At 71.4% G+C, this 20775-nt stretch carries 23 protein-coding genes; 9 read left to right on the top strand and 14 right to left on the bottom strand.

Going from position 1 to position 20775, the window contains the following annotated elements; genetic code table 11:
* Window positions 1-280: 280 nt before the first annotated feature.
* Window positions 281-922: a DNA-3-methyladenine glycosylase gene (locus ABT041_RS21085; protein ID WP_351186583.1), complete on the bottom strand. Its 642-nt coding sequence runs from the start codon at window positions 920-922 to the stop codon at window positions 281-283.
* Window positions 923-1000: 78 nt separating this feature from the next.
* Here ABT041_RS21085 and ABT041_RS21090 point away from each other — a divergent pair, with 78 nt between their 5' ends.
* The 3 genes from ABT041_RS21090 (at window position 1001) to ABT041_RS21100 (ending at window position 3038) form a co-directional block, all read left to right on the top strand.
* Complete coding sequence (locus tag ABT041_RS21090) at window positions 1001-1783, top strand: sporulation protein (RefSeq protein WP_351186585.1); 783 nt, start codon at window positions 1001-1003, stop codon at window positions 1781-1783.
* A 44-nt stretch (window positions 1784-1827) separates the two neighbouring features.
* Entirely contained in the window at window positions 1828-2361 is a 534-nt protein-coding gene (locus tag ABT041_RS21095) for a YbhB/YbcL family Raf kinase inhibitor-like protein (RefSeq protein ID WP_351186587.1), read from the top strand.
* A 170-nt stretch (window positions 2362-2531) separates the two neighbouring features.
* Window positions 2532-3038, top strand: a complete 507-nt coding sequence (locus ABT041_RS21100) for an HNH endonuclease (RefSeq protein WP_351186589.1) — start codon at window positions 2532-2534, stop codon at window positions 3036-3038.
* A gap of 78 nt (window positions 3039-3116) precedes the next feature.
* Here ABT041_RS21100 and ABT041_RS21105 read toward each other — a convergent pair whose 3' ends face one another.
* The 4 genes from ABT041_RS21105 to ABT041_RS21120 form a co-directional block, all read right to left on the bottom strand.
* Entirely contained in the window at window positions 3117-3884 is a 768-nt protein-coding gene (locus ABT041_RS21105) for a sulfite exporter TauE/SafE family protein (protein WP_351186591.1), read from the bottom strand.
* Window positions 3885-3981: 97 nt separating this feature from the next.
* A complete protein-coding gene (locus ABT041_RS21110; protein WP_351186593.1) occupies window positions 3982-4920 on the bottom strand; it encodes an SPFH domain-containing protein in 939 nt (312 codons plus the stop codon).
* A gap of 113 nt (window positions 4921-5033) precedes the next feature.
* Window positions 5034-5462, bottom strand: coding sequence for an NfeD family protein (locus ABT041_RS21115; RefSeq protein WP_351186595.1), 429 nt, complete (start codon window positions 5460-5462; stop codon window positions 5034-5036).
* Between the two features lie 76 nt (window positions 5463-5538).
* Window positions 5539-6336, bottom strand: a complete 798-nt coding sequence (locus tag ABT041_RS21120) for an ABC transporter ATP-binding protein (RefSeq protein WP_189802521.1) — start codon at window positions 6334-6336, stop codon at window positions 5539-5541.
* Window positions 6337-6471: 135 nt separating this feature from the next.
* On the opposite strand from ABT041_RS21120, the gene ABT041_RS21125 reads away from it, so the two are divergent.
* A complete protein-coding gene (locus tag ABT041_RS21125) occupies window positions 6472-7263 on the top strand; it encodes an Rv1486c family protein (protein WP_351186598.1) in 792 nt (263 codons plus the stop codon).
* Between the two features lie 388 nt (window positions 7264-7651).
* On the opposite strand, the gene ABT041_RS21130 is transcribed toward ABT041_RS21125, so the two are convergent.
* The 3 genes from ABT041_RS21130 to ABT041_RS21140 all read right to left on the bottom strand — a co-directional run bounded on the left by ABT041_RS21130 (window position 7652) and on the right by ABT041_RS21140 (window position 9839).
* Window positions 7652-7891, bottom strand: coding sequence for a chaplin (locus tag ABT041_RS21130; protein ID WP_351186600.1), 240 nt, complete (start codon window positions 7889-7891; stop codon window positions 7652-7654).
* A 165-nt stretch (window positions 7892-8056) separates the two neighbouring features.
* Complete coding sequence (locus ABT041_RS21135) at window positions 8057-8701, bottom strand: response regulator (RefSeq protein WP_351186602.1); 645 nt, start codon at window positions 8699-8701, stop codon at window positions 8057-8059.
* Window positions 8694-9839 (bottom strand): GAF domain-containing sensor histidine kinase, encoded by a 1146-nt coding sequence (locus tag ABT041_RS21140; protein ID WP_351186604.1) that lies wholly within the window; start codon window positions 9837-9839, stop codon window positions 8694-8696. The genes ABT041_RS21135 and ABT041_RS21140 overlap by 8 nt, the downstream gene beginning before the upstream one ends.
* A 173-nt stretch (window positions 9840-10012) precedes the next feature.
* Here ABT041_RS21140 and ABT041_RS21145 point away from each other — a divergent pair, with 173 nt between their 5' ends.
* The 3 genes from ABT041_RS21145 (at window position 10013) to ABT041_RS21155 (ending at window position 12961) form a co-directional block, all read left to right on the top strand.
* The gene (locus ABT041_RS21145; protein ID WP_351186606.1) at window positions 10013-10711 is read left to right on the top strand and encodes an SDR family NAD(P)-dependent oxidoreductase; all 699 of its coding nucleotides are present in this window, start codon (window positions 10013-10015) and stop codon (window positions 10709-10711) included.
* Window positions 10708-11922 (top strand): S-adenosylmethionine:tRNA ribosyltransferase-isomerase, encoded by a 1215-nt coding sequence (locus ABT041_RS21150; RefSeq protein WP_351186608.1) that lies wholly within the window; start codon window positions 10708-10710, stop codon window positions 11920-11922. Before ABT041_RS21145 ends, ABT041_RS21150 begins: the two co-directional genes overlap by 4 nt.
* 274 nt (window positions 11923-12196) lie before the next feature.
* Entirely contained in the window at window positions 12197-12961 is a 765-nt protein-coding gene (locus ABT041_RS21155) for a transglycosylase SLT domain-containing protein (protein WP_351186610.1), read from the top strand.
* A 58-nt stretch (window positions 12962-13019) separates the two neighbouring features.
* On the opposite strand, the gene ABT041_RS21160 is transcribed toward ABT041_RS21155, so the two are convergent.
* Window positions 13020-15617 (bottom strand): ABC transporter ATP-binding protein/permease, encoded by a 2598-nt coding sequence (locus tag ABT041_RS21160; protein ID WP_351186612.1) that lies wholly within the window; start codon window positions 15615-15617, stop codon window positions 13020-13022.
* A 208-nt stretch (window positions 15618-15825) separates the two neighbouring features.
* Between ABT041_RS21160 and serB the strand changes: the two genes are divergently transcribed.
* Window positions 15826-17043: a phosphoserine phosphatase SerB gene (serB, locus tag ABT041_RS21165; RefSeq protein ID WP_351186614.1), complete on the top strand. Its 1218-nt coding sequence runs from the start codon at window positions 15826-15828 to the stop codon at window positions 17041-17043.
* 63 nt (window positions 17044-17106) lie between these two features.
* On the opposite strand, the gene ABT041_RS21170 is transcribed toward serB, so the two are convergent.
* The 4 genes from ABT041_RS21170 to ABT041_RS21185 all read right to left on the bottom strand — a co-directional run bounded on the left by ABT041_RS21170 (window position 17107) and on the right by ABT041_RS21185 (window position 19492).
* Window positions 17107-17625: a SixA phosphatase family protein gene (locus ABT041_RS21170; RefSeq protein WP_351186616.1), complete on the bottom strand. Its 519-nt coding sequence runs from the start codon at window positions 17623-17625 to the stop codon at window positions 17107-17109.
* A gap of 35 nt (window positions 17626-17660) precedes the next feature.
* On the bottom strand, window positions 17661-17864 hold the full coding sequence (locus ABT041_RS21175) for a hypothetical protein (RefSeq protein WP_351186618.1): 204 nt from the start codon (window positions 17862-17864) through the stop codon (window positions 17661-17663).
* Between the two features lie 156 nt (window positions 17865-18020).
* Window positions 18021-18137 (bottom strand): SGM_5486 family transporter-associated protein, encoded by a 117-nt coding sequence (locus ABT041_RS21180; RefSeq protein ID WP_351186620.1) that lies wholly within the window; start codon window positions 18135-18137, stop codon window positions 18021-18023.
* 17 nt (window positions 18138-18154) lie between these two features.
* The gene (locus ABT041_RS21185) at window positions 18155-19492 is read right to left on the bottom strand and encodes a CynX/NimT family MFS transporter (RefSeq protein ID WP_351186622.1); all 1338 of its coding nucleotides are present in this window, start codon (window positions 19490-19492) and stop codon (window positions 18155-18157) included.
* Window positions 19493-19570: 78 nt separating this feature from the next.
* Between ABT041_RS21185 and ABT041_RS21190 the strand changes: the two genes are divergently transcribed.
* Window positions 19571-20290, top strand: a complete 720-nt coding sequence (locus tag ABT041_RS21190; protein ID WP_351186869.1) for a FadR/GntR family transcriptional regulator — start codon at window positions 19571-19573, stop codon at window positions 20288-20290.
* On the opposite strand, the gene ABT041_RS21195 is transcribed toward ABT041_RS21190, so the two are convergent.
* Window positions 20229-20645, bottom strand: coding sequence for a hypothetical protein (locus tag ABT041_RS21195; RefSeq protein ID WP_351186624.1), 417 nt, complete (start codon window positions 20643-20645; stop codon window positions 20229-20231). The two genes, ABT041_RS21190 and ABT041_RS21195, sit on opposite strands and share 62 nt — an antisense overlap.
* Window positions 20646-20775: the final 130 nt, after the last annotated feature.

The raw sequence follows: 20775 nt of genomic DNA on the forward strand, positions 1-20775 counted from the left end.
CGCTTCCTTCGTTTCCGACTCTATCAGATCTTTCCGATCCGATTTCCTCGGTGCTTTCCGGTCCCATTCGCTTTCGCTCCGGGCCCTTCCGGCGTGTCCACTACGTTAGCTGATTTCTTCGGCGACTCATAATCGAGCCAATCGAATTCGAATTCCGGCATGCCGAAATAAGCCCCAGCCTGGGGAGTCATCTTGAGTAGTGGGTGGCCGCTGCGGGGTGCTCGAACAAGCAGACCGTGTTCAGCGGCTCGGGCCACGTTACGGGGTCCGGCGGCCCGAGTCAAGGGCGACGTCTGCGGGGGGTGTGAGGGCGGTACGGGCTCACCGTCGGGTCCTCCGTGATCCAGAAGCGCCAGGGGTGCGGGGCTCCCTCGCCGCCGACGCCCGTGCGCGGGCCGGCGGCGATGCGGTCCGGGGTCGGAGGCGTACCGGTGAGGAGGGCGAGTGCTCCCTCCTGGCCTGCGCAGGTGTCCGTGCCGTTCAGGGAGAGGGCGATGTCGAGGGCGGTCGCCAGGCGGGCCGGGCCCTTCGCCAGCTCGTGGTCGGAGCGGGCCGAGCGCCGCCGGGGGCGGGCCTGGTCGGCGCCCTCGATGAATTCACCCGCGCGGAGGAGGACACCGCTCGCGTGTCCCTCCGGGCCGCACACCAGGTTCAGGCAGTGCCACATGCCGTACGTGAAGTAGACGTACGCGTGTCCGGGGGGTCCGAACATCACGGCGTTGCGGGCGGTGCGGCCCCGGAAGGCGTGGGAGCCGGGGTCGATCGCGCCGGCGTACGCCTCCACCTCCGTGAGGCGCAGTTCCATCCGTCCTTCGTCCGTGTTGCGGACGAGCGTGCGGCCCAGGAGGTCGGGGGCCACCTCCAGAACGGGGCGGTCGAAGAAGGCCCGCGGGAGCGGCGTACGGTCGGGGCTCTCGCTCATGGCGTCCGAGCGTAGTGGGGAACCGGCTACGGTCGTCGCGCGTATGTAGGGGTCAGGACCCGAGAAGGAGTGGAAGTCATGGGATTCAAGAAGCTGCTCGCGAGCCTGGGTGCCGGTGGGGCCACCGTGGAGACGGTGCTCACCGAGGAGAACGTCGTCCCGGGTGGGGTCGTCCAGGGCGAGGTGCGGATCCAGGGCGGTTCGGTCGCGCAGCAGATCGAGGGTCTGTCCGTCGGTCTGCAGGCGCGGGTCGAGGTCGAGGGCGGCGACCAGGAGCACAAGCAGGACATCGAGTTCGTGAAGGTGCGTCTGGGCGGGGCCTTCGAGGTGCAGGCCGGGGCGGTGCACGTGGTGCCGTTCGGTCTGGAGATTCCGTGGGAGACGCCGGTGACGACCATCGCCGGGCAGCAGCTGCGGGGGATGAACATCGGGGTGACGACCGAGCTGGAGATCGCCCGGGCCGTGGACTCGGGTGACCTGGACCCGATCAACGTGCACCCGCTGCCGGCGCAGCAGGCGATCCTGGACGCCTTCATCCAGCTGGGCTTCCGCTTCAAGAGCGCGGACATGGAGCGCGGGCACATCCGGGGGACGCGGCAGAAGCTGCCCTTCTACCAGGAGATCGAGTTCTTCGCGCCGCAGCAGTACCGGGGGCTGAACCAGGTCGAGGTCAGCTTCGTCGCGGACGACCACGAGATGGACGTCGTCCTGGAGATGGACAAGAAGCCGGGTCTGTTCACCGAGGGAAGCGACTCCTTCCGCGCGTTCAAGGTGGGGCTGCACGACTTCCACACGACCGACTGGGCGGCCTACCTCAACCAGTGGCTCGCCGAGGTCGGCGGCCGTCGCAACTGGCTCTAGGCTCGGCTCCGTCAGCGTTGACGGACGATTCGGAGGTACTCGACGTGTCCGAGGGCAAGAGGGCGCCGCTCCCCCACGACTTCCATCCGCCGGTGGCGGCTTTCACCGTGGTGAGCGACGACGTGGAGCCGGGCGGGGTCCTGAAGGACGCTCAGGTGTACGCGGAGGGGAACACCTCGCCGCAGCTGAGCTGGGAGGGGTTCCCGGCGGAGACGAAGAGCTTCGCCGTGACCTGCTTCGACCCGGACGCCCCGACGGGCAGCGGGTTCTGGCACTGGGTGCTGTTCGACATCCCGGTGTCGGTGACGGAGCTGCCGGCGGGTGCCGGTTCCGGTTCGTTCGCTGGGCTGCCGGCCGGTGCCGTGCACGCGCGGAACGACTACGGCTCCAGGGACTTCGGCGGTGCCGCTCCCCCGAAGGGGGACGGGCCGCACCGGTATGTCTTCACGGTGTACGCGGTGGATCAGGAGAAGCTCGGTCCGGACGCCGACGCCTCGCCGGCGGCGGTCGGGTTCAACCTGCGCTTCCACACGCTGGGGCGTGCCCAGCTCGTGGGTGAGTACGAGATTCCCGCCTAAGGCTGATCGTTCGTCAGTTGTTTGCCCGCTTCTGGTCTTGGAGAGATCAGAAGCGGGCATCTTTTGTTGCGCAGGAAATTGCGTTGTCCGACCCGGCCGGCCCGGCCATCGTTGATCCAAGCCCGAAGACCCCTTCCGGGGCTGGGGCCGGCACACGGGAGGTGGGCAACATGCGGGACACGCTGGTACTGAACGCGAGCTTCGAGCCGCTGTCGACGGTCACACTCAACCGTGCGGTGGTGCTTGTCCTGCAGGACAAGGCCGTCGTCGAGCAGGCCCATCCCGAGCTGAGGGTGCGGGGTGCGGCCGTCGATCTCCCGGTGCCGCGGGTGATCAGGCTCTGCAGGTACGTACGGGTGCCGTTCCGAAGACAGGCCCCGTGGTCGAGGAGGGGGGTGCTGGTCCGGGACCAGCACCGGTGCGCGTACTGCGGGCGGCGGGCGACGACCGTCGACCACGTGGTGCCGCGGGCGCAGGGTGGTGGGGACAGCTGGCTGAATACGGTTGCTTCCTGTGCCGAGGACAACCACCGCAAGGCCGACCGGACGCCGGAGCAGGCGGGGATGCCGCTGCTGCACCAGCCGTTCGAGCCGACCCCGGCGGACGCGATGCTGCTCGCGATGCGGGCGAGCGAGCGGTCGGCGCTGCCGGAGTGGCTGGGCAACTCGGCCGCGTAGACGATCCGACAGATGGACGGAAGGGCCCGTCTTCCCCGGTGGGGAGGCGGGCCCTTCCGTTGGTGGGTGGGGCGGGGGCTAGCCGAGGGTCAGTTGGAGGATCGCCACGATGCCGACCGCGATGATCACCCCGCGCAGGACCGCGGGGGGCAGCTTGCGGCCGACCTTGGCGCCGAGCTGGCCGCCGAGGGTGGAACCGACGGCGATGAGGAGGACGGCCGTCCAGTCGAAGTCGGCGACGAAGAGGAAGAAGACGGCGGCGACTCCGTTGACGAGGGCGCCGAGGATGTTCTTGACGGCGTTGATGCGCTGCAGGTCGTCGTGGAGGAGCAGGCCCATGAGGGAGAGGTAGAGGACTCCCTGGGCGGCGCCGAAGTATCCGCCGTACATGCTGGCGAAGAAGAGGCCGATGAGGAGGACGGGGCCGCCGTCGGGGTGGGCCTCGGTGCCGGTCTGCTCCCGGCGCCGCTTCACGGCTGCGGCGATACGGGGCTGGAAGAGGACCAGGAGGAGCGCGAGGCCGATGAGGACGGGGACGATCGCGTCGAAGGCCTCGGAGGGCAGGGCCAGGAGCAGGACGGCGCCGATGAGGCCGCCGAGGAGGGCGGCGGTGCCGAGCCGCAGGACGCGGGTTTTCTGGCCCTTGAGTTCGCGGCGGTAGCCGATGGCCCCGCTGATGGAGCCCGGGACGAGGCCGAGGGCGTTGGAGACGTTCGCGGTGATCGGGGGGAGTCCGGTCGCGAGGAGGACCGGGAACGTGATCAGCGTTCCCGATCCGACGATGGTGTTGATGGTGCCGGCGCCGATGCCGGCGGCGAAGACTGCCAGGGCTTCCCAGATGGACAAAGCCGTTTCCTCACATGGTCAGTGGCTCGCCTCCCCGCCCTGTCGTTCGGCAGGGTCGAGGGGCTCGCACCGATCATGCACGGATTACGTGTACGTGTCAGTCAACCGTGGGTTCTTCTCGCCTGGCGGACGGGACGTCCTTGGTGGGGAAGGACGGTGCGCCCGGGCCCATGTTCCCGAGTGCGCCGGAGAGGCCCTTGAGGGCGTCGCCGATCTCGCTGGGCACGATCCAGAGCTTGTTGGCGTCGCCCTCGGCGATCTTCGGGAGCATCTGGAGGTACTGGTACGAGAGGAGCTTCTGGTCCGGGTCACCGGCGTGGATGGCCTCGAAGACCGTGCGGACGGCCTGCGCCTCGCCCTCGGCCTTGAGGGCCGCGGCCTTGGCCTCGCCCTCGGCGCGCAGGATCGCGGACTGCTTCTCGCCCTCGGCGGTGAGGATGGCGGACTGGCGGGTGCCCTCGGCGGTGAGGATCGCGGCGCGCTTGTCGCGCTCGGCCCGCATCTGCTTCTCCATCGAGTCCTGGATGGAGGTCGGCGGCTCGATGGCCTTGAGCTCGACGCGGTTGACGCGGATGCCCCACTTGCCGGTGGCCTCGTCGAGGACGCCGCGCAGGGCCGCGTTGATCTCCTCGCGGGAGGTGAGGGTCCGCTCCAGGTCCATGCCGCCGATGATGTTGCGCAGGGTGGTGACGGTGAGCTGCTCGATCGCCTGGATGTAGCTGGCGACCTCGTAGGTCGCGGCGCGGGCGTCGGTCACCTGGTAGTAGATGACCGTGTCGATGTTGACGACGAGGTTGTCCTGGGTGATCACCGGCTGCGGCGGGAACGGGACGACCTGCTCGCGGAGGTCGATCCGGTTGCGGATCGAGTCGATGAACGGGACGACGATGTTCAGTCCGGCGTTGAGCGTGCGGGTGTAGCGGCCGAAGCGCTCCACGATCGCCGCGCTCGCCTGCGGGATGACCTGGATCGTCTTGATCAGGGCGATGAAGACGAGCACCACCAGAATGATCAGGACGATGATGACTGCTGACATCGTGTTCCCCGTGCCCTTCGCTGCCGGTTGTCTGCCGGGTTGCTTTCGATGATCGAGTCTCCCAGACGGCGGAGCGTCATGGGCGAGGTTCGGTCACATGACGTCACCTGACGTCACATGACCACGGCGGTCGCCCCGTCGATGTCCACGACGTCGACCTGTTCGCCCGGTTCGAAGGTCTGGCCGGTGTCGAGCGTGCGGGCTGACCACACCTCGCCGGCGAGCTTGATGCGACCTCCGCTGCCGTCCACCCGCTCCAGGACCACGGCTTGACGACCTTTCAGGGCGTCGATGCCGGTGGCGAGTTCGGGTCTGCCGTCGCGGTGGCGGACGGCGATCGGGCGCACCACCGCGATGAGTGCGACGGAGACGACGACGAAGACGAGCACCTGGGTGACGACGCCGAAGCCGAGGGCGGCGGTCACCGCCCCGGCGACCGCTCCGACGGAGAACATGCCGAACTCCGGCATCGCGGTCAGGACCAGCGGAATGCCGAGCCCCACCGCGCCGATCAGCCACCAGACCCACGCGTCGATGTCCACGCGGTCATGGTAGGGCGGTGGGGTCCTTCCGGGACAGGGCGCGGGCGGCTGTGCGGGTCGCCGGCGCCCCGGCCGGTCACTTCAGGGGCAGGCCGTGGGCGGTCCAGCGGTCGCCGACGCGCTCGACCACGAGCGGCAGTCCGAAGCAGTGGGAGAGGTTGCGGGAGGTGAGCTCGGTCTCCACGGGGCCCGCGGCGAGGACCTTGCCCTGACGGATCATCAGGACGTGGGTGAAGCCGGGGGCGATCTCCTCGACGTGATGGGTGACCATGATCATGGAGGGGGCGTACGGGTCGCGGGCTAGGCGGCCGAGGCGGCGGACCAGGTCCTCGCGGCCGCCGAGGTCCAGGCCGGCGGCGGGCTCGTCGAGGAGGAGGAGCTCCGGGTCGGTCATCATCGCGCGGGCGATCAGGGTGCGCTTGCGCTCGCCCTCGGAGAGGGTGCCGAACTTGCGGTCCAGGTAGTCGTTCATCCCGAGCCGGTCGAGGAAGGCCTTGGCGCGCTCCTCGTCGACCGGGTCGTAGTCCTCGTGCCAGGTGGCGGTCATGCCGTACGCGGCGGTGAGGACGGTCTGCAGGACGGTCTGGCGCTTGGGGAGCTTCTCCGCCATCGCGATGCCGGCCATGCCGATGCGGGGGCGGAGCTCGAAGACGTCGGTGCCGACGCCGCCGAGCTGCTCGCCCAGGATGTGGGCGGTGCCCTTGGTGGGGAAGAGGTAGCTGGAGGCGATGTTCAGAAGGGTGGTCTTGCCGGCGCCGTTGGGTCCGAGGATCACCCAGCGCTCGCCCTCCTTGACCGACCAGGAGACCTCGTCCACCAGAGCCCGTCCGTCGCGGACCACGGATACGTCCACCAGCTCCAGTACATCGCTCATGAGCGCGTTGTCTCCCCTTGCGGTCGAGTCTTGTCGTCGCCTTGCGCCGATGGGCGCGGCGTCCAGGGGAAAACCTACGTTATCGACGGAGCGGACCGGTCCGTAGGGCTTCCTTTGAGTCCTTAGTCTGGGGGGATGCTTTCGGAACCACGCTCAGGACGTCTGGCCGCCTGGGGCAATGCCCTGCTGGCCGGGGCCGTGTCGCCCGACGAGGCGGCGACGGCGATTGTCGGGGAGGACGCGGTGCACCGCGTGGAGGGGCTGCCGGGTGAGGCGGGGCCGGTGGGGCTGACGCTCGCGCTGGGCCGGCTGCGGCGGCTCGGGGTGACCGGGTGGCGGGTGGCGCTGCCCGCGCCGGGGCATCCGCTGGGGCTGAGCGGGCCGCCCGACTTCAACGCGCGCGCGTTGGAGGCGGAGGAGGCGGTGGTGGGCTTCGGTGCGCCGTACGGTCTCGTGCCGGAGGTCTCCGAGGCGGGTCCCGCGGGTGATGTGCACGTCTCTGTGGTCTGGCAGTGCCTGGCCGTGCGGGAGGCTCCGCCGGCGGACGTGCCGTCGCTCGGCGAGGCGGAGCGTGAGCTGGCGGAGGCGCTGCGGGACGCGACGGCGGTGCTGACCCGGCTCGACGTGGCGGCCTCGGGCCCGGCGGCGGACGCGGCGCGCGAGGCGTACCGGGCGCGGGCGGAGGTGGGACGCGAGGTGCTGGCCCCCGGGTATCCGCCGCGGGCGGTACGGGTCCTTGAGCTGGCGCAGCGGATCGGTCTGCTCGTGAACCTGGCGTACGACCACGGTCACGGGGGCGCGGTGAGCGCCTCGGAGATGGCGGCGCGGGGCGATGCCCTGCGGCCGGTGGAGCGGGTGGCTCGCCGGGCACAGGTCGCGGCGTACAACGCGTATGTGGAGGAGCGGGAGCGGGAGCGGGGGGTCTGAAGGCGGGGGCTGCGCCGGGGGCCGCGCCCCGCGCCCGTGTGGGCAATCGTCCCGCTGGGGCGATGGGGGTCCCCCCTGCTCGAGCGAAGCCGAGAGCTTGGGGGAGGGTGGGCACACGGGACGGCGCCCTCAGCGGCGCCTCCGCGTTCCGCGCCTGGACCCGCACCACCAGGCGCCGTCACTCGCGGTGCGGGTTCAGGCTCGGGAGCCTCTGGCGCCGGCAAGGGCGCCGTCCCGTTGTGCCCACCCGTTCCGCCCTGGGGGCACCTCCCGGACGAAATCTGGGGGAGGAACGCATGCCCACAACGGGCGGGGCGCAGCCCACGACGGGAAGGGAAAACCCCCGGCCCCAGGGGGATCGTCCAGGGTCGGGGGTTCGTGGGGTGCGTCAGCCGTTGACGGCGGCGTTGCCGAAGGCCGGGTTGAGCAGGCCGATCACGTTGACCGTGTTGCCGGAGACGTTCACGGGGACGTGGACCGGGACCTGCACCAGGTTGCCGGAGCCGACGCCCGGCGAGTGGAGGGCCTGCCCGTGGGCGTCCGCGTTCGCGGAGGCGACACCCGCACCGGCGGCGACGATGCCACCGGCGACGAGGGTGAGGGCAGCGGCCTTCTTGAGGTTCTTCACTTGGTACATCCTCCTGGTCGTCGCTGCGGCAGGTCCGCCGCAGCACGCCATGGAGAACGCCGCACCCCCCGCCGGGTTGCGCCGAACGGGGGACATACACACGACGGTATGAAGGACTGAACGGTCGTGCGCCCCGGCGCATCAAGGGGGCGCGTTCGGTTCGTGTCAGGTGGTGAGGCCGTGTCTCACCGCCCAGAGCGCCGCCTGGGTGCGATCCGCGAGGTCGAGCTTCATCAGGATGTTCGAGACGTGCGTCTTGACCGTCTTCTCGGAGAGGACGAGGGCGCGGGCGATCTCGCGGTTGGACCGGCCGTCCGCGATCAGGCCGAGGACCTCGCGCTCCCGCTCCGTGAGGGACGGGCCCCGCCCCGTGCCCCCGTGGGAGTCCTCCTGGGCGAGGAGCGCGCCCGCGACCTCGGGCTGGAGCAGGACGTGCCCGGCGTGGACGGAGCGGATCGCGCCGGCCAGGGCGTCGGGGTCGATGTCCTTGTAGACGTATCCGGAGGCGCCGGCGCGGAGCGCGGGGACGACCGTCCGCTGCTCGGTGAAGCTGGTGACGATCAGGACCTTGGCCGGATTGGCGAGCTCGCGGAGCCGCTTGAGCGCCTCGATGCCGTCGGTGCCCGGCATCTTCACGTCCATGAGGACCACGTCGGGGCGGAGCTCCTCGGCCCTCGCGACCCCCTCGGCGCCGTCGGAGGCCTCCCCCACGACCTCTATGTCGTCCTGCACCTCAAGGAAGGTGCGCAGGCCCCGGCGGACGACCTGGTGGTCGTCGACCAGGAGCACGCGGATCGGCTTGTCAGCCACCGGGGACCTCCATCTCGATCGTGGTGCCCCGGTCCGGGGCCGAGGTCACCGTGAGTCTGCCGCCGACACCGCTCGCCCGGTCCCGCATGGAGACAAGGCCGAGGTGGCGGCCGGCCCTGCGGACCGTGCGCGGGTCGAATCCCTTGCCGTCGTCGGTGACGGTGAGCCGCGCGCCCTGGCCGCTGCGGGTGAGGGAGACGCTGACCAGCTGGGCGTCCGCGTGCCGCAGGGCGTTGTGCAGGGCCTCCTGCGCGACCCTGAGGACGGCCTCCTCCTGCGCGGCCGGCAGGGCCCGGGTCCCGGGGCTCTCGAAGGTGACCCGGGCGGAGTGGGCGCGGTCCAGGACCTGGATCTGGGTGCGGAGCGTGTGCACGAGGCCGTCCTCGTCGAGGGCGGCGGGCCGGAGCTCGACGACGGCGGCGCGCAGCTCGTCGGCGGCCTCGGCGGCGAGCGCGGCGACCTGCTGGAGCTCTCCCTTGGCGCGGGCCGGGTCGCGGTCGACCAGGGCGGCGGCGGCCTGGGCGGTCAGCCGGAGCGAGAAGAGCTTCTGGCTGACGGCGTCGTGCAGCTCGTGCGCGAGGCGGGAGCGCTCCTCGGCGATGGTGAGCTCGCGGCTGCGCTCGTACAGCCGGGCGTTGGTCAGGGCGATGGCCGCGTGCTGGGCGAGGATCGAGAGGAGTGCCTCGTCCTCCGCGGTGAAGCCGCAGCCGCCCTCGGGCCTGGGGCAGCGCTTGTTGGCGAGGAAGAGGGCACCGAGGATCTCGTCGCCGTCCCTGACGGGCAGGCCGAGGAAGTCGGACATCTCGGGATGGGCCTCGGGCCAGCCCTCGAAGCGGGGGTCCTCGCGGACGTCGGCGAGGCGCTCGGGCTCGGCCTTGTGGAGCATCGAGGCGAGGATGCCGTGCTGGCGGGGCAGCGGGCCGATGGCCTTCCACTGCTCGTCGCTGACGCCGTCGACCACGAACTGGGCGAAGCCGCCGTGGTCGTCGGGGACGCCCAGGGCCGCGTACTCGGCGTCCAGGAGCTCGCGGGCGGAGGCCACGATCGTCTTGAGGACGTCGCGGACCTCCAGATGGCGGCTCATGGCCAGGAGGGCGGTGCTGACGGCGGCCAGGCCGGAGCTCGGTCGATGGCTCATGTGTTCACCGTACCGGCGGGGTGTGACGGTGCGTATCCGCCCGGGGACGAGGGCGGCGCAGGTCTCGGGACCTAGGTCGAAGTGCCCTCGGCGGTCCGGGCCCGGGGACGAGGCGGGGGGCGGGGGTGCGGCCGGAGGCTTGGACCGTCAACAGGGAAGAGGGGATGGACGTCATGGCTGTCGCGATCATCACGGGTGCGTCGAGGGGTCTGGGGCGGGCACTGGCCACGGCGCTCGCCGGGCAGGGGTGGGACCTGGTGCTCGACGCCCGTAAGGCGGACGTACTGGAGGAGAGCGCGGAGGCGGCACGCGCGCGTGGCGCCAGGGTGGTGGCGCTGGCCGGGGACGTGACGGACGCGGTGCACCGGCGGGACCTCGTGGCGGCGGCGCGGGAGCTCGGCGGGCTCGATCTGCTGGTGAACAACGCGGGGATCCTGGGCGCCGAGCCGCTCGTGCCGCTCGACCGCCACTCGCTGGACGGCTTCCGGGCCGCCCTGGAGGTCAACGTGGTGGCCCCGCTGGGGCTCCTGCAGGAGGCGCTGCCCCTGCTGCGTACCTCTCCGGCCGGTGCGGTGATCAACCTGAGTTCGGACGCGGCGGCGGAGGCGTACCGGACCTGGGGCGCGTACGGGGCGACGAAGGCGGCGCTCGACCAGCTGTCGGCGGTCCTGGCGGTCGAGGAGCCGGGGCTGCGGGTCTGGTGGGTGGACCCGGGCGGGATGCGCACGGACATGCTGGCGGCCGCGGAGCCCGGCGAGGACCTGTCGGGGACGCCGGCGCCGGACGAGGTGGCCCCGGTCTTCCTGCGGCTGCTCGCCGAGCGGCCGGCGAGCGGGCGGTACTCGGCGCCGGCGTTCCTGGAATCACGATGAGCCTCGCCGTACGGGTGCCGGCGGAGCTGTCGGCGCGGGTGCCGGCCGAGCAGCGGGGGCCGGGGCGGGGCCGGGACGACGTGCGGCTGCTGGTGTCGCGGGGCGAGGCGGTGTCGCACCACTCCTTCCGGGAGCTGCCGGGACTGCTGCGGGCCGGGGACGTGCTCGTCGTCAACACGTCGACGACGCTGGCGGCGGCCGTGGACGGGCGGCTCGGGCCCGCCGGGGAGGCGGTGGTGGTGCACTTCTCGACCCGTGGGGACGACGGGCGGTGGGCCGTGGAGCTGCGGACGCCGGACGGGGCGGGCAGTACGCGCCCGCGTGGAGGCGGTCCGGCGGGGGCGGTCGTGCGGCTGGCCGGAGGGGCGCGCCTTCTGCTCGGGGAGCCGCTGGTGCCCGGGAGCGGGCGGCTGTGGTGGGCACGGGCGGACGCGGACGTGCCGGGGGTGCTCGCGCGGTACGGGCGGCCGATCCGGTACGGGTACACGGAGCGGGACCAGCCGCTGTCGGCGTACCGGACGGTCTTCGCGCGCCCCTCCCCCGACGGGGCGGGTTCGGCCGAGATGCCGAGCGCGGGGCGGCCCTTCACGGCCCGGCTGGTGGCGGAGCTGGTCGACCGGGGCGTACGGATCGCTCCGCTGTCCCTTCATACGGGGGTGTCGTCGGCGGAGGCGCACGAGCCGCCCTACCCGGAACGCTTCGAGGTCCCGGCGGCGACGGCTGCCCTGGTGAACGCGGCCCGGGCCGAAGGCGGCCGGGTGATCGCGGTGGGGACGACTGTGGTGCGGGCGCTGGAGTCGGCTGTCGTCGGCCCGCCCCGGCGGACGGAGTCCGGCGCAGCGGCCCGATGCCCGGGAGGCCCCCCGGGGCCGAGCGGTGCGAGGGACGCGTCGGGCGACCGGTCGGTGGTGCGGGCGCTGGAGTCGGCTGCCGGGCCCGACGGGGTCGTGCGGGCCGTTCGGGGGTGGACGGATCTGGTCGTGACGCCCGCCCGGGGGGTGCTGGCCGTGGACGGGCTGCTCACCGGGCTGCACGAGCCCGAGGCCTCGCATCTGCTGATGCTGGAGGCGGTGGCCGGGCGGCCCGCGCTGCGGAGCGCGTACGACGCCGCCGTACGGGGCCGGTACCTCTGGCACGAGTTCGGGGACGTCCATCTCCTCCTCCCGGAAGAGGGGCCTCACGCTGCGCATTGCTCACGCAACGCCCGGTGAGTTTGTTACGTGCCCGATGTGAGGCCGCGCATAGGACGCACATCACTTACGAAGCCCCCTAGTGGACCCCATGACGTCGGATATCGACGGAGGAAATGGGGCACAGGGGGCTTTGCGCAGCCCGTCCGCAGGCCCCTGATCCACTACCCGGGTTCGTACGTCACACCTTTGCCACAGGATTTTGCTGCCGCTAAGAATTGCCCCCGTCGCCGCCGAGCAGGCGCAGCGCCGCCCCGGCCGAGCGACCCCCAGCGATTCGAAGAGGTAGTCCTGCATGTCTGCGAACACCCCTGGCCACTATCGTGGTCTGAAGAAGACCCACAAGGCCACGATCGCCGGCGTCGCCGCCCTTGGCGCCGCAGCTCTCACCCTCTCCCTCGTCCCGGGCAACGGCTCGACCGAGACCGAGCCGCAGGCTCTGGCCGGTACGCAGCAGGTCGCCTGGGCGTACGACGCGCACAGCCCGCAGGCGAAGGCGCTGGCCGCCAGCCTGGACGAGCAGCAGGACGCGATCAGCCTGAAGGCGAAGCAGGAGGCGGAGGCGAAGGCCAAGGCCGCCGCCGCCGCCAAGGCGAAGGCCGCCGCCAAGGCCAAGGCCGAGGCCCAGGCGAAGGCCGAGGCCCGCGCGAAGGCCGCCGCCAAGGCGAAGGCCGAGGCGAAGAAGCGCGCCGCCGAGAAGGCCGCCGCGAACCGTTCCGTCGCCCGCAAGCCGGTCTTCGCGAACAACCTCGACGGCTGGATCCGCGAGGCGCTCTACATCATGGACAAGCACAACATCCCGGGCACCTACAACGGCCTGCACCGGAACATCATGCGCGAGTCCAGCGGCAACCCGTACGCCATCAACAACTGGGACATCAACGCCATCAACGGCGTCCCGTCCAAGGGCCTGCTCCAGGTGATCTACCCGACCTTCAAGGCGTACCACATCCCCGGCACCAAGTTCGACCAGTACGACCCGGTCGCCAACATCGTCGCCGCCGCCAACTACGCGGCCGACCGCTACGGCTCGATCGACAACGTCAACAGCGCGTACTGACACGCGGAAGGGCGGCACCCCGGAGAGGGATGCCGCCCTTGGGCGTGGTGCCGCGAGGTTACTTGCGCATGACCTCGGGCTCGTGGCGGCGCAGCAGCCGCGCCACGAGGACGCAGCAGACGGTCGCCATGATCAGCTGGATGCCGAGGTCGAGGCTCCACTGGCCGACCGTGTGCTCCCACAGCGGGTCGGTGTTGGTCGGGTCCTTGTGGTCCCACGGCGGCATCAGGTGCGCCAGGTCGAGCGTGGTGCCGGCGCCGGCGATGCCCCAGCGGGAGGGCATGAGCCAGGCGAACTGCTCCAGGCCGGGCGAGCCGTACACCTGGAAGAGGATGCCGGTGAACACGACCTGGATGATCGCGAACATGACGAGCAGCGGCATGGTCTTCTCGGCGGTCTTCACCAGGGCGGAGATGACCAGGCCGACCATCATCGAGGTCAGGCCGAGCGCGATGACCTGGATGCACAGCTCGGCGGCCGGCGGCATGAACAGGCCCTCTTCGGGCAGCGCGCGGGTGGAGAAGCCGATGCCGCAGATGATCACGCCCTGGAAGGCGGTGATCAGGCCGAGGACGATGACCTTGGACATGAGGTACGCGGAGCGGGACAGGCCGACGGCGCGCTCCCGCTCGTAGATGACCCGTTCCTTGATCAGCTCTCGCACGGAGTTGGCCGCGCCGGAGAAGCACATGCCGACCGCGAGGATCAGCATGATCGTGCCGGCGTCGCCGTTGAAGCGGGACGGCGGCGTGGGCTTGCCCAGGCCGAAGTCGGCGGGGATGACGACGGACACCGCGCCGAGGACGGCCGGCAGGATCACCATGAGGGCCATGAAGCCCTTGTCGGAGGCGATCACCGACACGTAGCGGCGGATCAGGGTCCACAGCTGCGAGCCCCAGCCCTGCGGCTTCGGCGGCCTCGCCATGGCCTGCTGCGGCATCTGGACGGGCTGCGCGGCGACGGCGTCGATGTCCGCGGCGTACATCTGGTAGTGCTGCGAGCCCTTCCAGCGGCCCGCCCAGTCGTAGTCGCGGTAGTTCTCGAAGGCGGAGAAGACGTCGGCCCAGGTGGAGTAGCCGAAGAAGTTCAGCGCCTCCTCCGGCGGGCCGAAGTACGCCACGGAGCCGCCGGGCGCCATCACGAGCAGCTTGTCGCAGAGGCCCAGCTCGGCCACCGAGTGGGTGACGACCAGGACCGTGCGGCCGTCGTCCGCGAGGCCGCGGAGCAGCTGCATGACGTCGCGGTCCATGCCCGGGTCGAGGCCGGAGGTCGGCTCGTCCAGGAAGATCAGCGAGGGCTTGGTGAGGAGCTCCAGGGCGACGGAGACGCGCTTGCGCTGGCCACCGGAGAGGGAGGTGACCTTCTTCTCCTTGTGGATGTCGAGCTTGAGCTCGCGCAGCACCTCGTCGATGCGGGCCTCGCGCTCGGCGGTGGCGGTGTCACCGGGGAAGCGGAGCTTGGCCGCGTAGCGCAGCGCCTTCACGACGGTCAGCTCCTTGTGCAGGATGTCGTCCTGCGGGACCAGACCGATGCGCTGGCGCAGCTCGGCGAACTGCTTGTAGAGGCTGCGGTTGTCGTAGAGGACGTCGCCCTCGTTGGCCGGGCGGTAGCCGGTCAGCGCCTTGAGCAGGGTGGACTTGCCGGAGCCGGACGGGCCGATGACGCCGATCAGCGACTTCTCCGGGACGCCGAAGGTGACGTCCTTGAGGATCTGCTTGCCGCCGTCGACCGTGACCGTCAGGTGGCGGGCCGAGAAGGAGACCGAGCCGGTGTCGACGAACTCTTCCAGCTGGCCGCCGACGATGCGGAAGGTCGAGTGGCCGACGCCGACGATGTCCTGCGGGCCGAGGAGGGCGGTGCCGCCCTTCGGGATCGGCTGGCCGTTGACGTACGTGCCGTTGTGCGAGCCGAGGTCCCGGATCTCGAAGCGCCCGTCGGGCGTCGCGTGGAACTCGGCGTGGTGCCGCGAGACCTGGAGGTCGGAGACGACCAGTTCGTTCTCGAGGGCACGGCCGATGCGCATCACGCGGCCGAGGTCCAGCTGGTAGAAGGTCGTCGGGCTGCGGTGGTCGCCGTAGGGCGACGCCGCCCCCGCTGCCCCACCGGGGTGCCCCTGGGCGGGCCCCTGCTGGTGCGGGACCTGCTGATGCGGGGCCTGCTGCTGGGCCGGCGGCTGCTGGGCCTGCTGCCAGCCCTGCTGCTGCGGCGGTGCCTGGTGCGTGGCCCAGTCGGCCTGCGCGGCAGCCCCGGCCGCCTGGTGCGCGGGGGCCTGGTGCGCCGGAGCCTGCTGCTGAGGCACCTGATGGTGCGGCGCCTGCTGCTGGGGCGCCTGCTGCTGCGCGGCGGCCGCGCCTGCGGCGGCGAGATTCAGCCGCGGGCCGTCGGTCGCGTTGCCGAGGTGGACGGCCGAGCCGGGGCCGATCTCCACCTGGTGGATCCTCTGGCCCTGCAGGAAGGTGCCGTTCGTGGAGCCGTGGTCCTCGATGACCCAGCTCCGGCCGCCCCAGCTGATGGTGGCGTGGCGCCACGAGACCCTTGCGTCGTCGATGACCAGGTCACCCTGAGGGTCCCTGCCCAGGGTGTACGACCGGGACGAATCGAGCGTCCAGGTCCTGCCGTTCAATTCCAGTACGAGTTCTGGCACTCCATGCCCCACTACTTGTCCCCCGATGTACCCCCGTCTTCGGGAGTCCAGGGATGGCGAATCATCCTGGGGAACTATTTCAGGCCCGGTCCCGTCCAGGAAAGTCGGGCCGCGTGAAGACCTTCGGGGCGAGTCGCGGGCAAGCCCTGGACCACTCGGGTGTCCGCAGGGCGGGACGGGGGGTCGGGTGACACACGGTGCCCGATACGGTGGAAGCACCATGAGCGCATCGCAGACCTCAGACGTTCCCACCCTTCTCGTCAAGATCTTCGGGAAGGACCGTCCCGGGATCACCGCGGGACTCTTCGACACCCTCGCCGCCTACTCCGTCGACGTCGTGGACATCGAACAGGTGGTCTCCCGCGGCCGCCTCGTCCTGTGCGCGCTCGTCACCGAGCCGACCGTCGCCTCGCAGGGCGAGCTCCGGGCCACCATCCACAGCTGGGCCGAGTCGCTGAAGCTCCAGGCCGAGATCATCTCCGGCACGGGCGACAACCGTCCCCGTGGTGAGGGACGCTCGCACGTCACCGTGCTCGGCCACCCGCTCACCGCCGAGCAGACGGCGGCCATAGCGGCCAGGATCGCGGAGACCGGCGGCAACATCGACCGCATCTTCCGCCTCGCGAAGTACCCGGTGACGGCGGTCGAGTTCGCCGTCTCGGGCTGCGGGACCGAGCCGTTGCGGACCGCCCTCGCCACCGAGGCGCACAGCGTCGGCGTCGACGTGGCCGTGGTCTCCGCCGGTCTGCACCGGCGGGCCCAGCGTCTGGTGGTCATGGACGTCGACTCGACCCTGATCCAGGACGAGGTGATCGAGCTCTTCGCCGCGCACGCGGGCTGCGAGGACAAGGTCGCCGAGGTGACGGCCGCGGCGATGCGCGGCGAGCTGGACTTCGAGCAGTCGCTGCACGCGCGCGTGGCGCTGCTCGCGGGTCTCGACGCCTCGGTGGTCGACAAGGTCCGCGCCGAGGTGCGGCTGACGCCCGGCGCCCGCACCCTGATCCGTACGCTCAAGCGGCTCGGCTACCAGGTGGGCGTCGTCTCCGGCGGGTTCACGCAGGTCACCGACGATCTCAAGGAGCGGCTGGGGCTCGACTTCGCCTCGGCCAACACCCTGGAGATCGTGGACGGGAAGCTCACGGGCCGGGTGACCGGCGAGATCGTCGACCGGGCGGGCAAGGCGCGGCTGCTGCGCCGGTTCGCCGCGGAGGCCGGGGTGCCGCTGGCGCAGACCGTGGCGATCGGCGACGGGGCCAACGATCTGGACATGCTGAATGCGGCCGGGCTCGGTGTGGCGTTCAACGCGAAGCCCGTGGTGCGTCAGGCGGCCCACACGGCGGTGAACGTGCCGTTCCTGGACACCGTGCTGTATCTGCTGGGCATTACGCGCGAAGAGGTCGAGGCCGCGGACGTCGGCGAGGAGGACCTGCCGCACTGAGCGGCGGGGGTACGGAGAAGGGCCCGGGTGTCGGTCGACGCCCGGGCCCTTCCGCGTACGGGCTCAGGCGTGCGGGGTCCAGAAGTCGACGAGCTTGCCGACGCCGTGCTCCACGGACTTCCAGGAGCCGTCGAAGGTGACGACGGCGAAGGCGGAGGTCGGGAAGCCGCTGCGGTTCATCCGGGCGAGGGCGTCGCCCTCGGTCTCGCCGGCCAGGGCGTCGGCGAGGGCGTGCATGCCGGGGTTGTGGCCGATGAGCAGAAGGTTGTTCACGGTGTCCGGGGTCTCGTTGACCAGGGCGATGAGCTCGCCGAGGGAGGCCTCGTACATCCGCTCCTCGTACACCGTCTTGGGGCGCACCGGCAGCTCGTGGACGGCCAGCTTCCAGGTCTCGCGGGTGCGGAGGGCGGTCGAACAGAGGGCCAGGTCGAAGGCGATGCCGCTGTCGGCGAGCTTGCGGCCGGCCACCGGGGCGTCCGTGCGGCCTCGGTCGGCCAGCGGTCGCTCATGGTCGGACGAGTCGTTCCAGTCTGCCTTCGCGTGCCGGAGCACCACGATGCTGCGGGGTGTGTCGACGCTCATGGTCCACAGCTTCGCACGAAACAGGCCACTCCGACTCAGAGAGAGAGCGTTTGCCAGACGTGCTCCAGGACCCGGCCCACCGCCCCGTCTCCCGTGGTCGCCCGGGCCTCACCCGGCCCGGCCATGAGGACCAGGAGGGCGAGGAAGGCGGCTGCCGGGAGGGCCAGGGCCCACCAGGGCAGCCGGGTGTCGACACCGGTGGTCGTGGTCCGGATGCCGGGGTGCGTGGGGGCCGACATGGCCGCCTCCGTGGGTGAGTTCCGCGCTTTCGCCGTTGTCACCAACGTACGGAGCGCGCCTCCCCCGGCCCATCCGGTGATCCACCCACTTCACCCTGAGACCCGCCCCCTAGGGGATGCGGGGGCTAGCCCCACCTCCGGGGGCCGCCCCTCGGCTCACGGGGAGGCGAAGGTGGCGATGACGGCGATGACGACCGTGATGCCGAGCATCGCGCCGAGCACGACGAGCAGCTTCTTCTGGCCGTTCTGGGGGTTGGGTTCGAGGACTGGCATGGGAACAGTCTTACATCTCAGCATTCGTCCTCGACCGTCCGGTCCCTGCCCGCCAGGGTTCCGACGATCATCTGCGGCACCATCAGTCCGCCCATGAGGGCGACCGGCAGTCCCCAGCCGCCGCTGTGCTGGTAGAGCACGCCGACGAGGAGGGGGCCGGGGATCGAGATGAGGTAGCCGACGCTCTGCGCGAAGGCGGAGAGCCGGACGACGCCGGCGCCGGTGCGCGAGCGCATGCCGATCATCGTGAGGGCGAGCGGGAAGGAGCAGTTGGAGATGCCGAGGAGCACCGCCCAGACCCAGGCTCCGGCGGCGGGGGCCAGGAAGAGTCCGGTGTAGCCGGTGAGCCCGCACAGGCCGAGGGCGACGACGATCGGTCCCTGGTTCTTCATCCGGGTCGCGAGGCGGGGGATGACGAAGGCGAGCGGCACGCCCATGACCATGGTGACGGCGAGGAGCACGCCCGCGGTGGTGGCGGGGACGCCGGCGTCGCGGAAGATCTGCGGCATCCAGCCCATGGTGATGTAGGCGCCGGTGGCCTGGAGACCGAAGAAGACGCCGAGCGCCCAGGCGGTACGGCTGCGGGTGATGCGCGGGGCGGGGGTCTGCGCGGGGGCGTTCCGCGACGCGGAGGCCTGCGGGGCCGAGGCCGGGGTGTCCGTTGCCGCTGCCGCCCGGGGCGCCGGCTCGGTGTCCCGGTCGCGCAGGAGCGGGAGCCAGGGCAGTACGGCGAGCGCGGCGAGGACGGCCCAGACGCCCAGGCCCAGGCGCCAGCCGCCGCCGAGGGCGTCGGTCATGGGGACGGTCGCGGCCGCGGCGACGGAGGTGCCCAGGGCGAGCGCCATGGAGTAGAGGCCGGTCATGCTGCCGACGCGGTCGGGGAAGTACCGCTTGACGATGACGGGCATCAGGACGTTGCTGACGGCGATGCCCATGAGGGCGAGGGCGCTGGCGGCGAGGAAGGCGGCCGTGCCGGTCGCGAAGGGCCGCAGGACGAGGCCGGTGAAGATCGCGGCCATGCCCGCGCAGACGACGGCGGCGGGGCCGAAGCGGCGGGCGAGGCGGGGGGCGGTGATGCCGAAGACCGCGAAGCAGAGCGGGGGCACCGAGGTGAGGACGCCGGCGACGCTGCCGCTCATGTGGAGGTCGGCGCTGACCTCTTCGAGGAGGGCGCCGAGGCTGGTGATGGCGGGGCGCAGGTTGAGGGCGGCGAGGACGAGTCCGACGGCGACGAGTCCGAAGGCCCAGCGGCGGGCCGGGGCGGCACGGTCCGGTGCGGGAGAATCGCCGGCGGTGGCGCGGGCTCCGGACGGCGTGGTCGCGGCGGGGTCGAGGGTCTTCTGCTCGTCAGCCATGAAGCCATCATAGAATCATAGGATGATTGGTTGTCCAATCTTGAACGGTCTAGGCTCGAACCAGTGGAAAGGCGTTCCATGGCCCTCGGTCACCCCCGGCGCACCGGTCTCTCCGATCAGGTGATCGCCGAGCTGCGGAACCAGATCACCTCCGGCGAGTGGCCGGTGGGTTCGCGCATCCCGACCGAACCCGAACTGGTCGAGCAGCTGGGCGTCGCCCGGAACACGGTGCGCGAGGCGGTCCGCGCGCTCGCGCACAACGGCCTGCTCGACATCCGCCAGGGCTCGGGGACGTACGTCGTCGCCACCAGCGAACTGGCGGGGGTCATGCACCGGCGCTTCGCAGGCTCCGACCCCCGGCACGTCGCCGAGCTGCGCTCCACGCTCGAGTCGGCCGCGGCCCGGTTCGCGGCCGGGCGGCGCACGGAGCGGGACCTGAAGCAGCTGGACGCGCTCCTCGGGCGGCGCGAGGAGGCGTGGGAGTCCGGGGACGCGGAGCGGTTCGTGACGGCCGACGCGGCCTTCCACCACGCGGTCGTCGCCGCGTCGGGCAACGAGGTGCTGACGGAGCTCTACGCGGACCTGGGCGATCTCCTGCGGGAATGGCTGCGCGACGACGTGGGGCAGGAGCTGCGGCCGGAGAACCACATGGACCACGCGCGCCTGGTGGACGCGATCCGCGAGGGCGACGCCGAGCGGGCCGGCACGGAGGCGGCCGGCTACCCCTTCATGTGCCTCAGGAGCCCCGTACCGGAGGAGAGTCGGGGACAGGAGCCGGATCCGCGGGCTCGTGCGTGATCCAGGCGGACCGGACCTCCTTCCAGCAGCGGCCGGTGACCTGGGCGTAGTCGGCGGGTTCGACCGCCACCGGGGCGCTGTCGGTGTCGAGGTCCCACCAGCGCTCGCACTCGACGTGGAGGCGGATCCGGTCGGTGCGGGGGTACGGGTTGCTGCAGTGCGCGGTGACGCGCGAGCCGTCGACGACGGTGCGGCAGGAGGCCCCGAAGTGCTCCGGCTCCTCAGCCGCCGGGGCGGCCGCCGGGAGCTCCTCGGCCGGGGCGGGAGCGGCCCGCAGCTCGGTGGCCACGAACGTCCCGGTGATCAGAACGGCGACGGAGGCGAACGCCCCGAAGCCCTGGCGTATCCCGCGCATGCCCGTACCTCCTCCCCGTCAGCAGCAGAACATCACGCTCTGCCCCAGTCTGGGGTCATTCGGGCTACTTTTCGACCCGTGCAGGAGTTGCGGAACGACGAGGGCCGTGTGTCCGCCACTCGGGCGGACA

Origin of the sequence: Streptomyces sp. NPDC002825 (assembly GCF_040295385.1) — a bacterium.
Lineage (GTDB): Bacteria > Actinomycetota > Actinomycetes > Streptomycetales > Streptomycetaceae > Streptomyces.

What these genes read in the sequence shown, in the direction of transcription:
- ABT041_RS21155 (WP_351186610.1), top strand. Translation starts at nt 12,197, where the DNA reads ATGTCTGCGAACACCCCTGGCCACTATCGTGGTCTGAAGAAGACCCAC.
- ABT041_RS21190 (WP_351186869.1), top strand. Translation starts at nt 19,571, where the DNA reads ATGGCCCTCGGTCACCCCCGGCGCACCGGTCTCTCCGATCAGGTGATC.
- ABT041_RS21195 (WP_351186624.1), bottom strand. Translation starts at nt 20,645, where the DNA reads ATGCGCGGGATACGCCAGGGCTTCGGGGCGTTCGCCTCCGTCGCCGTT.
- ABT041_RS21085 (WP_351186583.1), bottom strand. Translation starts at nt 922, where the DNA reads ATGAGCGAGAGCCCCGACCGTACGCCGCTCCCGCGGGCCTTCTTCGAC.
- ABT041_RS21150 (WP_351186608.1), top strand. Translation starts at nt 10,708, where the DNA reads ATGAGCCTCGCCGTACGGGTGCCGGCGGAGCTGTCGGCGCGGGTGCCG.
- ABT041_RS21120 (WP_189802521.1), bottom strand. Translation starts at nt 6,336, where the DNA reads ATGAGCGATGTACTGGAGCTGGTGGACGTATCCGTGGTCCGCGACGGA.
- ABT041_RS21125 (WP_351186598.1), top strand. Translation starts at nt 6,472, where the DNA reads ATGCTTTCGGAACCACGCTCAGGACGTCTGGCCGCCTGGGGCAATGCC.
- ABT041_RS21100 (WP_351186589.1), top strand. Translation starts at nt 2,532, where the DNA reads ATGCGGGACACGCTGGTACTGAACGCGAGCTTCGAGCCGCTGTCGACG.
- ABT041_RS21185 (WP_351186622.1), bottom strand. Translation starts at nt 19,492, where the DNA reads ATGGCTGACGAGCAGAAGACCCTCGACCCCGCCGCGACCACGCCGTCC.
- ABT041_RS21180 (WP_351186620.1), bottom strand. Translation starts at nt 18,137, where the DNA reads ATGCCAGTCCTCGAACCCAACCCCCAGAACGGCCAGAAGAAGCTGCTC.
- ABT041_RS21090 (WP_351186585.1), top strand. Translation starts at nt 1,001, where the DNA reads ATGGGATTCAAGAAGCTGCTCGCGAGCCTGGGTGCCGGTGGGGCCACC.
- ABT041_RS21140 (WP_351186604.1), bottom strand. Translation starts at nt 9,839, where the DNA reads ATGAGCCATCGACCGAGCTCCGGCCTGGCCGCCGTCAGCACCGCCCTC.
- serB (WP_351186614.1), top strand. Translation starts at nt 15,826, where the DNA reads ATGAGCGCATCGCAGACCTCAGACGTTCCCACCCTTCTCGTCAAGATC.
- ABT041_RS21170 (WP_351186616.1), bottom strand. Translation starts at nt 17,625, where the DNA reads ATGAGCGTCGACACACCCCGCAGCATCGTGGTGCTCCGGCACGCGAAG.
- ABT041_RS21145 (WP_351186606.1), top strand. Translation starts at nt 10,013, where the DNA reads ATGGCTGTCGCGATCATCACGGGTGCGTCGAGGGGTCTGGGGCGGGCA.
- ABT041_RS21110 (WP_351186593.1), bottom strand. Translation starts at nt 4,920, where the DNA reads ATGTCAGCAGTCATCATCGTCCTGATCATTCTGGTGGTGCTCGTCTTC.
- ABT041_RS21175 (WP_351186618.1), bottom strand. Translation starts at nt 17,864, where the DNA reads ATGTCGGCCCCCACGCACCCCGGCATCCGGACCACGACCACCGGTGTC.